This window comes from Micromonospora sp. NPDC049204, from assembly GCF_040647935.1.
Classification (GTDB): Bacteria; Actinomycetota; Actinomycetes; order Mycobacteriales; family Micromonosporaceae; genus Micromonospora.
The window spans coordinates 170,995-186,621 of sequence record NZ_JBEZDC010000012.1 but is presented as its reverse complement, the minus strand read 5'-3'; the positions used below and the strand labels follow the sequence as shown (position 1 = coordinate 186,621).

Sequence of the window (15,627 nt, the reverse complement as noted above, 5' to 3'; positions counted from 1 at the left end):
TGCCCTCCCCCGCGCCCCCCCTCCGGCCCGCCCCCCCCCGCCGCCCCCCCCCCCCCCCGGCTGTTCTCCCCCGACGGGTACGTGAGCCCGCCCAGGGCTGATCGGCTACGGTCACCGGCATGACCTGGGAGGATCTCGACGCCCACCTGGACCGGGTGCCCGGCACCGTCTCGGCGTACGTGGGACGGCTCGACGCGTCGCCGACCTGGACCCGCCACCCGGACGCCGCCCACTATGCGGCGAGCACCATGAAGGTGGCGGTGCTCGCCGCGCTGCACCGGGCCGCCGATGCGGGCACCCTGGACCTGGACGCCCCGGTCCCCGTGGTGAACGAGTTCGACTCCGCCCAGTCCGGCGCGCCCCGGTTCTCCTGCGCGCAGCACTACGACAACGACGACGCGGTCTGGGACCGGGTGGGCGGCACGGCCCCGCTGCGCTGGCTGGCCGAGCGGATGATCGTGCGCTCCAGCAATCTGGCCACCAACCTGGTCATCGGGCACGTCGGGCTGCCCGCCGTGGCCGAGGTGTGGGCGCTGACCCGCGCCCGCGCCAGCGTCACGGGTCGGGGCATCGAGGACTTCGCCGCCCGCGCGGCCGGCATCACCAACACGGTCACCGCCGCCGACCTGGCCGCCCTGCTCGGCGCGCTGGCCACCGGGGCCAACGCCCCGGGTCGGCTCGCCTCACCAGCGGCCTGCTCGGCCATGCTGGACGTCCTGCTCGCCCAGGAACACCGGGAGGACCTGGCCGCCGGCCTGCCCGAGGGCACCCGCATCGCGCACAAGAGCGGTTGGGTACGCGGTGTGCGCCACGCCGCCGGCGTGGTGCTGCCCGCCGACGCGCCGCCGTACCTGATCGCCGTCTGCACGACCACCGACCCGACCGACGGCGACGACGAGACCGGGGCCGACGCCTGCCTGCTGATCGCGCAGATCTCCGCGCAGGTCTGGGCCGCACGCCACCAGCTCTGACCCTGGATCCGTCCGTCCGGCTACGCTGCTCGCACCCCCACCCCGGAGCCGTCGATGCCCCGCAGTCGCACCGTCCTGCTCGCCTTCCTCGTCGTGACGGCGGCGAACCTGCTGGCCAACGCCACCGGCGGAGGCGTGGCCTTCCTGCTCACCAAACCGCTGCTGATGCCGCTGCTGGCCGCGTACCTCTGGCGGGCCAGCGCCGAACGCGGAGCCCGACCGGACCGGCTGGTGCTCGTCGCGCTGGCCTTCGCCACCGGCGGCGACGTCGCGCTGATGATCGAGGGCACCGGCTGGTTCCTCGCCGGCATGGCCTGCTTCCTCGGCACGCACCTCTGCTACGTCGCGGCCTTCACCCGGTACGGCGCCGCGTCCGCGCTGCGCCGTGCGCCGCTGGTCGCGGTCCCCCTGGGGTACGCCGTGCTGACCGTCGCCGCGCTCTGGTGGATGTGGGCGGGGCTGACCGACGTCGGGCTCGCCGTGCCGGTGGCCGGCTACGCGCTCGCGCTGGCCACGATGGCCACCACCGCCGCCACCCAGGGCTGGCGGGTCGGTCTCGGCGCCGCGCTGTTCCTCGGCTCCGACCTGTTGATCGCCGCCGGGGTGGCCGAGGTGGCCCAGCCACCCGGCGCACCCGTGCTGGTCATGGCCACCTACGCCGCCGGCCAGGCGCTGATCGTCCTCGGCCTGGCCGCCCGCGTCGGCACACCCCCGAGAGTGCCTGTCACTCCAGCAGTTGCGCCCGCAACGCCGTGAGGTCGGAGTCGGTGAGCCCCAGCCCGTCCCGCAGGTACGCGTCGAACGAGCCGTGCACCCTGCGCACCTCGTCGTAGCCGGCGTCGAGGTACTCGGCGCGCACCTCCAGCACCGGCAGCACCGCGTCGACGTCCAGCTCCGGCTGCCGCCGCCGCATCGCCTCGACGATCACCACGCGCAGGCTCTCGGTGAGTTCGTTGTTGCGCAGGTAGTCGGCGCGGACCGTCGCCTCGTCCACCCCGAGCGCCGTCAACAGGATGACGGTGAGCCAACCCGTGCGGTCCTTGCCGGCGGAGCAGTGGTAGACCAACGGCAGGTTCTCCGGCTGCGCGGCCAGCCGGACGGCCTCGGCGAAGCCGACCCGAGCCGACTCGCCGGTGACGAACCACCGGTAGATGGCCGCCATCGCCCCCGCCGTGCCCTGCCGGGCCAACTCCGCGTACGAGTCCAGGTCGTGGCCCAGCAGCACCGCCGAGACGTACGTGAAGACCGGGTGCTCCGGGTCGTGCACCGGCAGGCACACCACCCGTGGCTCACCGGCCAGCCGATCCGCCGGTGCGACCTCGATCTCCGCGGGGGCGCGCAGATCCAGCACGCACGCCGGACCCAGTTTCGCGAGCACCGGCAGGTCATCGTCCGTCAGCCGACCCAACGCCGGGGTCCGGATCAGCTGCCCCACCCGGACCCGCCGGCCGTCGGCGCCGACCAGCCCGCCCAACTCACGCGCGTTCGGAGCGCCCACCAGCCCCCAGCTCTGCCCGGTCATCCGGTCCCCCATTCGGTCGCGTGCCTGCGTATAAGGTGCCTCACATGACGATCTCGGAGGTACGCACCCACCGGGTTTCCGCCCCCTTGCACACCCCGTTCATCACCGCGCTGCGGCGTACCACCACTGTGGACACGCTCGTCGTCGAACTCGTCGACACCGACGGTCGCTCCGGCTTCGGCGAGGCGCCCCAGGTCTGGCAGGTTACCGGCGCGTCGGTCGCCGGCGCAGGGGCGTGCGTCCGCGAAATGCTCGGTCCGCGGTTGATCGGTCGTGACCCGGACGACCTGGTGACCCGTTGCGCCGAGGTGCAGCGTGCCGTCGCGGGCAACGAGGCAGCGAAGGCGGCGGTGGACGTCGCCCTGCACGATCTGGCCGCCCGGCGGCTGGGCGTACCCCTGGTGCGGTTGCTCGGGGGGACCACGCTGCGGGTGCCGACGGACGTCACCCTGGCGGTGGGCGACGCGGTGGACCTGGCGGCGGCGGCGCGGCAGCGGCAGGCCGACGGGTTCGGCGTGCTCAAGTTGAAGGTCGGCACCGATGCGAGCACCGACCTGGACCGGGTACGCGCCGTCCGCGCGGCCGTCGGCCCAGGGGTTCGGATCCGGCTCGACGCCAACCAGGGCTGGACGCCCCGGGAGGCGGTACGGGTGATTCGTGGCATCGAGGACGCCGGGCTCGACGTGGAGTTGGTCGAGCAGCCGGTGGCCCGCTGGGACCTGGACGGGCTGGCCTGGGTCAGCGACCGGGTGTCCGTGCCGATCCTCGCCGACGAGGCGGTCTTCGGGGTCCGTGACCTGGTGGAGGTGATCCGCCGCCGGGCCGCCGACCTGGTCAACGTCAAGCTGGCCAAATGTGGCGGGCTGCAACCGGCACGCACCCTCCTCGACCTGGCCAGCGCCCACGGGCTCGGCACGGTGGTCGGTTCGATGATGGAGAGTCAGGTCGGCATCGGGGCGGCGGCGAGCCTGGTCGCCGCGTACGGCACGACCGCGGTCGCCGACCTGGACGCCGCCTGGTGGCTGGCCTGGTCCCCGGTGCGGGGCGGCATACGCTACGACGGGGCCACCGTGGTGCTTCCGAACGCCCCTGGCCTGGGCATTTCCGGTCTGGCTGAAGCAAAGGTGCAGGCCGGTGCTTGATGAGCGTTGGTTTCTTTCATAAGGTTCCCCTGGACAGCCGACTCGATCTGGGGGTTGACGTGGAGCTGCAACCGGGCCGCGAGGCCGTCGTCCGAGTCGCGGTGGCAACACTGTGGACCTCGCCCGAGGCGGTCCGTCCGGTCGACCGCCCGGCGCTGACCGCCGGCGCCGACATCCCGGCCTGGGTCTCCGGTCTCAGCACCGAGCAGCAGGTCGGCGACTGTGTGCTGAGCCAGCTGCTGCTCGGCGAGCGGGTTCTCGTCAGCGAGCTACGACCGGACGGCTGGGCGCGAGTCGTCGCCGTCGAGCAGCCTGCCGCCAAGCTGGACCCGCGCGGCTACCCGGGCTGGCTCCCCGCCGACCAACTGGCCGCCGTCGACCCGGCCACCGGCGGCGACCGACCGCTGGTGGTGGACGCCACGGTCACCGCGCTGCACGCCGCCCCGGCCGGACCGGTGGTGTTGTCCGGTGTCGTCGTCGGCACCCGTCTGGTGCCGGCCGGCCCCGCCCGCGACGACTGGCGCCCGGTGCACGCTCCGGGGCAGGCCGCGCCGCTCTGGCTGCCCGACAGCCACCTGGTCCCGGCCTCGGCGGCGTCGCCGAACGCCGAGCAGGCGCTCGCGGTGGCGCAGCGGCTGCTGGACGTGTCCTACATCTGGGGTGGTCTCTCCGCGCACGGCATCGACTGCTCGGGTCTGGTGCACCTGGCCTGGCGGCGGTTCGGGGTGCTGCTACCGCGCGACGCCGACGACCAGGCCGTCGCCACCACCCCGCTGGCCCTGGGGGCGGAACGCCCCGGCGATCTCTACTTCTTCGCACGACCGGGCCGCGCGATCCACCACATCGGCATCGTCACCGCCCCGCCCAGCGACAGCGGCGAGCGGCGGATGTTGCACGCCTGCTACCGGCGGCGGCGGGTCATCGAGGAGCCGCTGCCGGCCGACCGGACCGCCACGCTGGTGGGCGCGCACCGGGTCTAGGGGTGCTGTCCAGGGACGTTGGTCAACCTGGTGCTGGCCGGGTGCGATCGCCGCACCCGGCCGGCGACAGATCAGTGCCGGGCGTCGGCTAACTCGCGGCGCCGGTCCCGGGAGGACTTGATCAGGCTGGCGGCGGTGGCGATGCCCAGGGTGCCGAGGATGACCAGCAACGACAGCCAGATCGGGATGTGCGGCGCCCAGCCGACGTGCTCGCCACCGTTGATGAACGGCAGGTTGTTGTCGGCCAACGCCTCCAGCACCAGCTTGACCCCGATGAAGCCGAGCACGACGGCCAGACCGTAGCTCAGGTAGATCAGCCGGTCGAGCAGGCCACCGAGCAGGAAGTAGAGCTGACGAAGGCCCATCAGCGCGAAGACGTTCGCGGTGAAGACCAGGTACGGCTCCTGGGTGATGCCGAAGATCGCCGGGATCGAGTCCAGCGCGAAGATCAGGTCCGTGGTGCCGATCGCGATCATCACGATCAGCATCGGGGTGAACAACCGCTTGCCGGTCGCGTGGGTGGTGAGCTTCGCGCCGTCGTACTCCTTGGAGATCGGCAGCGCCTTGCGGCTCCACCGGATCAGCACGTTCTCGGAGAACTCGTCCTCGTCCGGCTCGCCCTGCCGGGCCAGGTTGATCGCGGTGTAGATCAGGAACGCGCCGAAGATGTAGAAGACCCAGGAGAACTGCGAGATCAGCGCCGCACCGGCGGCGATGAACCCGCCGCGCATCACCAGGGCCAGCACTATGCCGACGAGCAGCACCTTCTGCTGGTACTGCCGGGGCACCCCGAAGCGGGCCATGATGATCACGAAGACGAAGAGGTTGTCCACCGAGAGGCTGTACTCGGTGAGCCAGCCGGTGTAGAACTGCCCGGCCGGGCTGGCGCCGGCGGTCAACCAGACGCCCGCCCCGAAGAGCAGGGCAAGCCCGACGTAGAAGGCGACCCAGAGGCTCGACTCCCGCACACTCGGCTCGTGCGGGCGCCGACCAATGATCAACAGGTCGACGAGCAGGACCGCAGTCAGTACGACAAGCGTCCCCGCCCACACCAATCCGGACACGTCCAACGTTCATTCCTCCGGCAGACACGCGGCGTCGGGCACACCGTACGCCCCCTGCGGGGCTGGTGTGCCGCTGTCGCTCACTCTGGTGACTGTCGGAGGTCTCTTCCGCCGCCACCCTGCAACAGCGGTGGCGACCTACGGGGCCGGGTCGGTCCGCCGTGGTTCCGACAGGTCGACCGTGCTGACGACTCCGTTGCGGGGGAATACTCCCCTCCTCGGTGACCATTGTTGCCCACCACGCCCCGTGATCACACCCCGGGCACCCGGTGTCGCCGACCACCCGATCGAGGGCCACGCCGCGTATGGCTTCCTAGGAGGCTAGTGCAGGTGGGGTGCGGCAATCGGGTCGCTGAGGGACCACCCGGCGGCGAGCAGGTCGTCGCAGGCCCGCACCGCCCGGGCCAGCCGCTCGGCGTGCGACCCGGTCAGCTCCACCACCGGCACCCCGCACCCCGCCAACTCGGTCCGGAACCGCTCGGTCATCCAAGCCCGCAGGTGCTCACCGTCGCGCAGCCCGTCATCGGTGAACGGCACCCCCCGGTGATCCGTCAGCAGATACAGCGCCGGCCGACGGGCCGCCGCCCGCATCTCCTCCGACGCGCTGCCCAGGTAGCGCTCCTCCCACACCGCCGTCGCCCGCGCGTCGGTGTCGCAGACCAGCAGTGGCCCGCTCGTCCGGGCCGCCGCGTCCTCGGCGGCCTGCTGCTCGCGGACCACGGCGCGGAAGTCGTCGGAGTCCCAGGTGACGTCGAACACGGTCGCCTCCGGCACCCGCTCCCGCAACCGGGCCAGCTTGAAAGCGGTCAACTCCCGGCCGTACTCCGGCACCCAGGACGTGCCGTAGTGCTCGGCGAGCGCCGCCGCCATCGTCGTGGTCCCGGTCGACTCGGCCCCGACCACCACCACCCGCCGGACGAACCACGCCCGCACCGGCGGGCTCAGCCACCGCCAGGAACCCGCCGGGTCCGCGCGCACGGCCGTCCCGGACACCGGCACGGTCCGCCGGTCCGGATCCACCGCCACGGGTGCGGCGCCGAAGCGGCGCGCCAGCTCGGCGCCGTACGCCTCGGAGGAGAACACCGCGTCCACCGGCCCCGGCCCGACCGCCTCGCGGAACACCGCGCAGTGCGCGTCCCAAACGGCCGGATCGGCGTAGTCCACCGGGTGGTCGTCGTACCGGCCGACGAACCGCACCCACGGCGTGTCCGCGTGCACCTCCCGCAGCCAGTCGAGGCGCAGCGGAAGCGGAATGGACTCCCGACGCGAGGGTGCCACGACGACGGTGACCTCGGCGCAGCGGGCGGCGGCGGCCACGATCAGCGCGTGGTGCCCGGCGTGCGGCGGATAGAACTTGCCCACCACCATCCCGTGCCCGAACTCGGCGACGCCGGAGCGCGACGGCAGGCGGGGCACCGGTGGACGGCCCGGTCCCTCGGCGCTCACGCGGTGGCCGGGGCCGGACCGGGCGGGACCGCCGTCGGCCGACCGGCCCGACGCAGGTCGGCCCGCCAGGCCCGCAGCCCGAGTACGCACAGGGACAGGAAGACCAGGTACAGCACGGCGGTCAGGTGCAGCCCCTTGTACGCGTACAACGGGATGTAGATCAGGTCGGCGGCGATCCACAGCCACCAACTCTCCACCCGCTTGCGCGTCTGCCCGTACGTCGCCAGCAGGGACAACGCCGTGGTCAGCGCGTCCGCCAACGGCACCGTCGAGTCCGTGGCGCGGTCCAGCAGCACCCAGAGCGCGCCGGTGAGCAGCACCCCGGCGACGGCCAACGCCAGCCACTCCCGCCGCCCCGTCCGGCTCACCGTGAGCCGGCTGCGCCGCTCGCCACCGTAGAGCCACTGCCACCAGCCGTAGCAGCCGAGCGCGACGTAGACGACCTGGAGACCCGCGTCGGCGTACAGCCCGACGGTCCAGAACACCAGCAGGAGCAGCAGCACGTTGGCGATGCCGATCGGCCAGTTGGCGATCTTCTGCCGGGCCACCAGCCACACGTTCAGCACACCTGTCGCGAACCCCAGCAGTTCCGCCCAGGTGGTGCCCGTACCGGCCACCCGAAACGCGGTGCCGGTGAGCCAGTCAATGATCACGAGGCCACCCTAGGGTCTGTCGCCGACGTCGGAACAGACCCCGCGACACCACCGCCACCGACCGTCGTGGGAGGCTTTCCGGCATGGTGCTTGAGGTCGCGTTGATCGACGTACTGCCCGGACACGAGGACGCGTTCGCCGCCGCGTACGCCGAGGGTCACCCCGTGCTCGCCGGGGCAACCGGCTGCCGGTCCGTCCGGATGACCCGGGGCATCGAGTCCCCGACGCGCTTCGTGCTGCTCGTCGAATGGGACTCGGTCGAGGCGCACGAGCAGAACTTCCGGGCCACCGAGCGGTTCGCGCAGTGGCGGGCGCTGATCGGGCCGCACTTCGCCGGGCCTCCCGTGGTCGAGCACTTCCTCGACGTACCGGCCTGATCCGACCACCGGCCCGAGCGACTCTGTCGTACCCCGCGGTTAACGTGCTCCGCGCACGCGTCGGCCGCCGGTCCCGACGGTCTCGGGGGCGCCGGGCACGGTGGCCGCGCGGCGTGCCTCCCCGCGCGCTACTCGCCAGCGCGCCGGGCCAGCGCGGTGACCGTCTCCTCCGGTGACAGCGCGGCCGCCAGCAACGCCTCGGTCATCCGCTCGTAGCGGCCGACGTCCGGCACGGTGGCCAACCGGACGTCGGTGGTCAACGCCTCGATCATCACCGTCCGCGGGTCCGCCGGGTCGGGAAAGGCATAGCAGGAGTACGGCGTGAGCGGGTGCAGCCCACCGCCGGCCGCTCCACGTGGCAGCAGTCGCACCGTGACATGGGACAGCCCGGTCACGGTGACCAGGTGCCGCAGCTGCTCACGCCACACCGCCACCGGCAGGTCGCCCGGGTCGCAGACGGCCGCGGCGAGCACCGCCGTGTAACGCGGCGGATAGGCGCGCCGCAACACCTCCTGCCGCAGCGCACGGGCGCGCACCTCGGCCTCCACATCGATCTCCGGCGTGAACTGCGCGCCGGCCTCCACCAATACCCGGGCGTACGCGGGCGTCTGGAGCAGCCCCGGCACAACCGTCGGCTGGTACTCGACGATGTCGGCAGCGCCCGCCTCCAACTCGGCGTAGGTGCGCTGCCGTTCGCTCATCTCGCCCAGCGTCTTCCACCAACCCCGGCTGGTCGCCGCATCGCGAGCGATCACGATCAGCGCGTCCCGGGCCGGAGTGGGCACCTTGTAGATGTCCAGCAGATCGAGCACATCCGCGAGGTCCGGCCGGCTCTGACCCAGCTCGATGCGGGACAGCTTCGACGTCGAGGCCCAGCCGAGCCGGTCGCAGACCTGCTCCAGGGTCAGCGCCTCGCGCCGACGAAGTTGGCGCAACTCAGCGCCGAGACGTGCACGTCGAATGACAGGACTCGTTGGCAGCGGCATCCCGGCCTCCCCATCGAGGGAGCGTACGCAGGACGATCACCCAGTGCAATAGTTTGCTCGCTCACCGCAATCAGGTCATTCGGCGCGGTCGGGGAGCCGGGCCGGCCGGGCTCAGGGCCGTTCCAGCCGAACTCAGGGCCGGCACCGGTCCTGCTCAGGGCCGGCACCGGTCCTGCTCAGGGCCGGCACCGGTCCTGCTCAGGGCCGGCACCGGTCCTGCTCAGGGTCGGTAGGTGCCGAAGGCCCAGACGTTGCCGGCCAGGTCACGGGCGGCGTAGTCACGGGAGCCGTAGTCGGTGTCGAACGGTTCCTGGGTGATCTCCGCCCCGGCCGCGCGGGCCTGTGCACAGTGGGCGTCGACGTCCGGCACGGCCACGTACACCAACCAGTCGTCTCCGGCCGGCCTGGACGTCGCATCGGCCCGAGCGCCCAACATGACCATGCCGCTGTCGAAGACGAGTTCGGCGTGGGCGACCGAACCGTCCGGTGCGTCGTGTACGGCGTGCACCTGGAAACCAAAGGCGGAGCAGAGCCAGTCGATCGCGGCGCGGGGATCGGGATAACGGAAGACCGGGTAGACGGTTCGCATGTCCACAGTGTGCCGCCGGCGGCGGGAACCGGATTGGACGAATGTGACCTCGGTGGGTCGGTCCAGGCCTGTTCCGGGATCGAGCACGATCAGGTGGGGCGCGAGGTCCACTACGGCGTGCCGCGCCCTGGCCGCGCCAGTCCGCAGGCCGCCCTCTCCCACATCGGCCCGCTCCGGCGACAGAGCGGCGCAGACCCGCATGATCCCCTCGTCTTTCCCGACGTCGGGCTATCCGCGCCAGTCGGATACCGCGACTTTCAGGAACCCGAGTGGATTGACAGTCAGGCCACCGCTGGTCGGTGCGTCAGCCGGACGGTGTCGACCGGGCGGCGAGCAACGCGGCCGGAGTGTCCCCCGCGAACTGGTGAAAGTCCCGGATCAGGTGGGACTGGTCGTAGTAACCGCATCGCGCCGCCACCGCGGCCCAGTCGATGGCCGGCCCGCTGCTGAATGAGGTCGCGCTGGACGGGTCCAGGCTGGACGGCCCCGGGCTGGACGGCCCCGGGCTGGACGGCCCCGGGCTGGACGGCCCCGGGCTGGACGGCCCCGGGCTGGACGGCCCCGGGCTGGACGGTCCCAAGCTGGACGGGTCCGGGTCGGCCGCGGACTGGCCAGCGCCGGTCGGCGGGCCGGCACCCGGCTCGATCACGGGGGTTGGCCCCACGTCGCCCAGCGCCGTGCACGCCTGCTGGAAGCGCAGCAACCGGGCGACCATCTTGGGTGGCAGCCCGATCTCCTGCCGGAACCGGGAGGCGAGATGCCGTCGGCTCCAGCCCAGCTCGTCGGAGAGCACACCGACGCGCTCCTGGCCACCGCTGGCCACGAGCCACCGCCACGCCCAGTCGAGCCGGGCGTCCACGGGCGGCGACGCCGCCAGGCGGCCGGCGAGCACCCTGTCGAGCAGGGCGAACCGCTCCGGCCAGGACGCCGTCTCGGCGAGCTGGCTCCGCAGCCGATGCAGCCACCGGCCCGGGAGCTGCCCGACGCCCACGGCACGATTGGTCAGCTCGCTCAGCGGCAGACCGAGGAGCCGGCGGGCGGTCAGTGGGGCGAGCAGCAGCTCGACGCCCTCCCCCACGCCCACCGTCCGCGTGGTGCACCAGCCGTCGAAGGTGCCGGCCACGAACGAGTCGACCCTGCTGGCACCACGCTCCGCGCTGCGCGGGTCGCGCACGTCCAGCGGAGCGCCCCAACCCAGGATCAGCACCACGAAGACGCCCGCCGACTCCCGGCGGACCAGTGGAACGTCGGCCCGTTCCCGGTAGCCGACGTACCGGTCGACGAACGGGCGCAGGCTGACCTCGGGCAGCCCGAGCACCACCTCCCCGACCGGTGCCGCCGTGGTCATCCCCGACCCACCCTTCGCTCACCCTGGCGGGCCGCGCCCCTCGGTGGGGCGCCGCTCACGCTCAGCCGCTGGTCGTCACTTCACGCCGGCGGCGTCCATGCCGCGCAGCTCCTTCTTCAGGTCGGAGACCTCGTCGCGGATCCGGGCCGCCAGCTCGAACTGCAGCTCGCGGGCGGCGGCCAGCATCTGGTCGTTGAGTTCCTGGATGAGCTCGGCGAGGTCGGCTCGGGCCATCCCCTCCCGTGACGTGGTCGTGGCGGCGCCCCGGCTCCGGCTGCGGGTCTCCTTGACCGGCGCCTTGCCCCGGGACAGCTGACGCACCGCGCCGCCGACCCGCGAGTTTTCGGTGTCCTCCGCCTCGCGGTAGATGTCGTCCAGGATGTCGTGGATCTTCTTACGCAACGGCTCCGGGCTGATCCCGTGCGCCTCGTTGTGCGCGATCTGCTTGGCCCTACGCCGGTCGGTCTCGTCGATCGCCGCCGCCATCGACGGGGTGATCTTGTCGGCGTACATGTGGACCTGACCGGAGACGTTACGGGCGGCCCGCCCGATGGTCTGGATCAGCGACCGACCACTGCGCAGGAAGCCCTCCTTGTCGGCGTCGAGGATCGCCACCAGCGACACCTCGGGCAGGTCCAGACCTTCGCGGAGCAGGTTGATGCCGACCAGCACGTCGTAGTCGCCCTTGCGCAGCTCGCGCAGCAGCTCCACCCGGCGCAACGTGTCGACCTCCGAGTGCAGGTAGCGCACCCGGATGCCGTTCTCCAGGAGGTAGTCGGACAGGTCCTCGGCCATCTTCTTGGTCAGGGTGGTGACCAGGACCCGCTCGTCGCGATCGGTCCGCAGTTTGATCTCGTGCATCAGGTCGTCGATCTGACCCTTGGTCGGCTTGATCACGACCTCCGGGTCGACCAGGCCGGTGGGTCGGATCACCTGTTCGACGAACTCGCCCTGCGCCTGCTCCATCTCCCAGGTGCCCGGGGTCGCGGAGAGGTAGACCATCTGGCCGACCCGCTCCAGGAACTCGTCGAAGCGCAGCGGCCGGTTGTCGGCCGCGCTGGGCAGCCGGAAGCCGTGGTCGATGAGCATCCGCTTGCGGGACGCGTCGCCCTCGTACATGCCGCCGATCTGCGGGATGGTCACGTGCGACTCGTCGACCACCGTGAGGAAGTCGTCGGGGAAGTAGTCCAGCAGGGCGTGCGGCGGGCTGCCGGGCAGCCGCCCGTCCATGTGCATCGAGTAGTTCTCGATGCCGGAGCAGAAGCCCACCTGCCGCATCATCTCGATGTCGTAGGTGGTGCGCATCCGCAGCCGCTGCGCCTCCAGCAGCTTGCCCTGCCGCTCCAGCTCGGCGAGCCGCTCGGCCAACTCCACCTCGATGTCACGGATCGCCCGTTCCATCCGCTCCGGGCCGGCCGCGTAGTGGGTGGCCGGGAAGATCACCAGCTGGTCGACCTCGCGGACCACGTCACCGGTCAACGGGTTGAGGTAGTAGAGCTTCTCCACCTCGTCACCGAACAGCTCGATCCGGATCGCCAGCTCCTCGTACGCCGGGATGATCTCCAGCGTGTCGCCGCGGACCCGGAAGGTGCCCCGCTGGAAGGCCATGTCGTTGCGGGTGTACTGGATGTCGACCAGCCGCCGCAGCAACTGGTCGCGGTCGAGCTCCTGCCCGATCTGCACCTTCACCGCCCGGTTCAGGTATTCCTCCGGGGTGCCCAGGCCGTAGATCGCCGAGACGGTCGCCACCACGATCACGTCGCGGCGGGTGAGCAGCGACATCGTCGCCGAGTGCCGCAGCCGCTCCACCTCCTCGTTGATCGAGGAGTCCTTCTCGATGTAGGTGTCGGTCTGGGGGATGTATGCCTCGGGCTGGTAATAGTCGTAGTACGAGACGAAGTATTCGACGGCGTTGTGCGGCAGCAGCTCGCTGAACTCCTTGGCCAGCTGCGCGCAGAGCGTCTTGTTCGGGGCGAGCACCAGGGTCGGGCGCTGCAACCGCTCGATCAACCACGCCGTGGTGGCGCTCTTGCCGGTGCCGGTCGCGCCGAGCAGCACGGTGTTACGGTCGCCGCGCCGAACCCGACGCTCAAGGTCGTCGATGGCTGCCGGTTGGTCGCCGGCCGGCTGGAAGTCACTGACGACCTGGAAGCGGCTGTCCAGCCGGGGAATGTCGAGCGCCATGCCATCAACGGTACGCCGGAGGTCCGACAGGTTTGGCCGTCACGGCAGGTACGTGATCAGCTTCAATATTCCCATTGTGTGGCCCATGTCACCGGGACTACCCTCTCCATGTAGGCCGCTCGCGGCGGCCGACCGGGCCGGTGGCCAAGCCGTCATCACGGCCGGCCGCCCCCGGCACTGCGGTCGCAGCACCCGGCTCGTCCGGCGTGCGCACCCGTGTGGTCGCGCTCGAGGCGCAGACCGGCCGCCGCGAGCGCCCCTGCTCGTCACCCCGGTGCCACTCCGCCCGTTTCACATCCGTGGACACCTCTGCGACCCCGCCGCCCGACACCACCCCCACGGCCGCCCCCCGACCGGACGGCACCGGCCGGCGGAACGCCTCCGCGGCGGGGAAGCCCAGCACGTCGGCCGCCGGACGGCTCGGCACCGGGCGCCACCGCACCGACTCGGCTGACGCCATCGCTGCCCCCCGGTCCACCAAGAGCGGGTCGGCCACGAGCGGGTCGGCCACGAGCGGGTCGGCCACGAGCGGGTCGGCCACGAGCGGGTCGGCCACGAGCGGACCGCTCGCGGGCGGGTCAACCGGGAGCAGGTCGCCCGGGAGCGGCGCTACCGGCAGCGGGGCCACGGCCAGCCCACCCGTCACCGAGCGGCCGACCGACATTGACCGACCCACCACGGCCCGACCCACCGCCCGGCCCACCACGGCCCGACCCACGACCCGACCCACGGCCCGACCCACCACCGACCGCCGAAGCACCACCGGCCGAGTCTCCGACCGGACCCCGACGACCACCCGGCCCGACGACACCACCGACTCAGCCGCCGACGCGACCGACACCGCCGGTCCGGGTGCGGCCAGCCACCGACGCCGTACCGTGCTGTTGCTGCTCGGTCTGACGGCGGTGACGTCCGCGACGGCGTTGGTACTCGGCTTGTTGAGCTGGGCGCCCGACCCACCCGAGCCGGCCCGACCGCTGACCCTCGCCGAGGGCGAGCGGCTGGCCGCTCTGCGGGTCACCAACCTGCGGGATCTGCGCGCCGGGGTCCGCGTCACCGCGGGCGTCGACGCGACCCGGATCGAACTGGTGGGCTGGGTGGACTGGTCGCGGTCCCTGCTCTACCTGGACGTGGGCGGACCCGGAGCGGGTGCCGAGCGCGGGCTGTTGCAGAGGGCCGGGTCGGTGCTGGTGATCCGGCCCGACCCGGCCGCGGTGCCCACCCCCGCCGCACCCCCGCTGGTGCCTCCGGCGGATCGGTGGCGGCTGCACCGCCTGACGCCCGGGGCGAGCCTGGTGCCGGTGCTCGACCTGCTCCTCGGCCTCGCGGCCGACCGCCCGGACGCGGACCCGGCGGCTCCGGGTAGCGCAGCCCGGTGGATCGCCCGGGACACCATGGCGGGCGGCCCGGTGGACCTCCTCCAAGCGCCGCTGCTCGCCAGGACACCAGCCGCAGGCAGCACCACGGCGGGCAGCACCACGGCAGGCAGCACCACGGCAGGCAGCACCGCGACAAGCAGCACCGCGGCACAGGTCCCGGGCACCGGGCCGACGGGCAGCGGGTCGGCGAGCACCGAGGCGGACGGGCAGACCCGGTACTGGCTCGACCAGGACGCTCGGCTGCACAAGCTCGTCACCCGGTTGCCCGGCGTCGGCCCGGTCACGGTGACTCTGCACCGGGCGGACCGGCCGACCCTCCGCCCGGTGGACGCCCTCGGCGGCCGGCCGGGTCTGCCCCGCGCGCTGACCGACGCCGAACAGCGTCGACTGGACCGGCTGCCGGCCCGGCTACGCGCCCAGGGCGGTGCGGCGGTCACGCTCACCGCGCCGACGGGCACGGACACGAACCTGCGCGGCGCGGGCTGGTTGAGCTGGACCACGCGGACCGCGTACCTCTCGGTTGCCGACCTGGGCGTACCGGATCGTCGGACCCTGCTGCGACGCGACGCCGCCGGGCTGGCCCGGGCGGACCTGCCGGCGGCGGCCGGTGGTGGCGGCACGGCGGAGGCACCGGGCCGACCACCCCTGGCACCCCCGGCCGGACCGTGGCGGGTCTCCCGATCCGTCGGGGACGACGTGGGCCGGCTCGTCGACGCGGCGGTGGCCGCCGGGTCGGTCGGGCCACGCGGTGCGGCCGTGCGGATACGCGAGGACGTCACCGCCGGCCGGACCGTGGACGTCGTCGAGGTGGGTCCGGCCGGCGCACGGCTGCGCTACTGGGTCGACCGTGACGGGTCGCTTCGGCGGCTGGAGCTGCACACCAGCGGCAACGCGTGGGCCCAACTGGATCTCCAACCGGCCGCGGTGCCCCGACTGGCCCCGGTGCCCCGACCCGCTGCGAAACCTCGGGCCGGCGCCCGCTGAGC

General features: G+C 72.6%; 15 protein-coding genes. 6 read left to right on the top strand and 9 right to left on the bottom strand.

Annotated elements, in window-relative coordinates; genetic code table 11:
- Nucleotides 1-119: 119 nt before the first annotated feature.
- Both AB0A90_RS22970 and AB0A90_RS22965 read left to right on the top strand, forming a co-directional pair.
- Nucleotides 120-971 carry a serine hydrolase gene (locus AB0A90_RS22970; RefSeq protein WP_357251329.1) on the top strand — a complete coding sequence of 284 codons (852 nt, stop codon included), beginning with the start codon at nt 120-122 and terminating at the stop codon, nt 969-971.
- A gap of 54 nt (nt 972-1,025) precedes the next feature.
- The gene (locus tag AB0A90_RS22965) at nt 1,026-1,727 is read left to right on the top strand and encodes a lysoplasmalogenase (RefSeq protein WP_357251327.1); all 702 of its coding nucleotides are present in this window, start codon (nt 1,026-1,028) and stop codon (nt 1,725-1,727) included.
- On the opposite strand, the gene AB0A90_RS22960 is transcribed toward AB0A90_RS22965, so the two are convergent.
- The gene (locus AB0A90_RS22960) at nt 1,696-2,493 is read right to left on the bottom strand and encodes a tyrosine-protein phosphatase (RefSeq protein ID WP_357251325.1); all 798 of its coding nucleotides are present in this window, start codon (nt 2,491-2,493) and stop codon (nt 1,696-1,698) included. The genes AB0A90_RS22965 and AB0A90_RS22960 overlap by 32 nt on opposite strands.
- A 44-nt stretch (nt 2,494-2,537) precedes the next feature.
- Between AB0A90_RS22960 and AB0A90_RS22955 the strand changes: the two genes are divergently transcribed.
- Together AB0A90_RS22955 and AB0A90_RS22950 are read left to right on the top strand one after the other, a co-directional pair.
- Nucleotides 2,538-3,635: a dipeptide epimerase gene (locus AB0A90_RS22955; protein WP_357251322.1), complete on the top strand. Its 1,098-nt coding sequence runs from the start codon at nt 2,538-2,540 to the stop codon at nt 3,633-3,635.
- A 59-nt stretch (nt 3,636-3,694) separates the two neighbouring features.
- On the top strand, nt 3,695-4,615 hold the full coding sequence (locus AB0A90_RS22950) for an NlpC/P60 family protein (protein WP_357251319.1): 921 nt from the start codon (nt 3,695-3,697) through the stop codon (nt 4,613-4,615).
- A 71-nt stretch (nt 4,616-4,686) separates the two neighbouring features.
- Here AB0A90_RS22950 and AB0A90_RS22945 read toward each other — a convergent pair whose 3' ends face one another.
- From AB0A90_RS22945 to pnuC, 3 genes are all read right to left on the bottom strand, one after another.
- Nucleotides 4,687-5,685, bottom strand: a complete 999-nt coding sequence (locus AB0A90_RS22945) for a TerC family protein (protein WP_357251316.1) — start codon at nt 5,683-5,685, stop codon at nt 4,687-4,689.
- A gap of 315 nt (nt 5,686-6,000) precedes the next feature.
- On the bottom strand, nt 6,001-7,125 hold the full coding sequence (locus AB0A90_RS22940) for an AAA family ATPase (RefSeq protein ID WP_357251314.1): 1,125 nt from the start codon (nt 7,123-7,125) through the stop codon (nt 6,001-6,003).
- Complete coding sequence (gene pnuC, locus AB0A90_RS22935) at nt 7,122-7,778, bottom strand: nicotinamide riboside transporter PnuC (protein ID WP_357251311.1); 657 nt, start codon at nt 7,776-7,778, stop codon at nt 7,122-7,124. The genes AB0A90_RS22940 and pnuC overlap by 4 nt, the downstream gene beginning before the upstream one ends.
- 83 nt (nt 7,779-7,861) lie before the next feature.
- Here pnuC and AB0A90_RS22930 point away from each other — a divergent pair, with 83 nt between their 5' ends.
- Nucleotides 7,862-8,155, top strand: a complete 294-nt coding sequence (locus tag AB0A90_RS22930; protein WP_357251309.1) for an antibiotic biosynthesis monooxygenase family protein — start codon at nt 7,862-7,864, stop codon at nt 8,153-8,155.
- Nucleotides 8,156-8,283: 128 nt separating this feature from the next.
- Here AB0A90_RS22930 and AB0A90_RS22925 read toward each other — a convergent pair whose 3' ends face one another.
- From AB0A90_RS22925 to AB0A90_RS22905, 5 genes are all read right to left on the bottom strand, one after another.
- On the bottom strand, nt 8,284-9,141 hold the full coding sequence (locus tag AB0A90_RS22925; protein WP_357251306.1) for a helix-turn-helix transcriptional regulator: 858 nt from the start codon (nt 9,139-9,141) through the stop codon (nt 8,284-8,286).
- A 220-nt stretch (nt 9,142-9,361) separates the two neighbouring features.
- Nucleotides 9,362-9,730: a VOC family protein gene (locus AB0A90_RS22920; protein WP_357251303.1), complete on the bottom strand. Its 369-nt coding sequence runs from the start codon at nt 9,728-9,730 to the stop codon at nt 9,362-9,364.
- A gap of 304 nt (nt 9,731-10,034) precedes the next feature.
- On the bottom strand, nt 10,035-11,078 hold the full coding sequence (locus AB0A90_RS22915) for a helix-turn-helix domain-containing protein (RefSeq protein WP_357251300.1): 1,044 nt from the start codon (nt 11,076-11,078) through the stop codon (nt 10,035-10,037).
- Nucleotides 11,079-11,153: 75 nt separating this feature from the next.
- Nucleotides 11,154-13,262 carry an excinuclease ABC subunit UvrB gene (gene uvrB, locus AB0A90_RS22910; protein ID WP_357251298.1) on the bottom strand — a complete coding sequence of 703 codons (2,109 nt, stop codon included), beginning with the start codon at nt 13,260-13,262 and terminating at the stop codon, nt 11,154-11,156.
- A gap of 97 nt (nt 13,263-13,359) precedes the next feature.
- Nucleotides 13,360-14,025, bottom strand: a complete 666-nt coding sequence (locus AB0A90_RS22905) for a hypothetical protein (RefSeq protein WP_357251295.1) — start codon at nt 14,023-14,025, stop codon at nt 13,360-13,362.
- 115 nt (nt 14,026-14,140) lie between these two features.
- On the opposite strand from AB0A90_RS22905, the gene AB0A90_RS22900 reads away from it, so the two are divergent.
- Nucleotides 14,141-15,625, top strand: coding sequence for a hypothetical protein (locus AB0A90_RS22900; protein WP_357251292.1), 1,485 nt, complete (start codon nt 14,141-14,143; stop codon nt 15,623-15,625).
- Nucleotides 15,626-15,627: the final 2 nt, after the last annotated feature.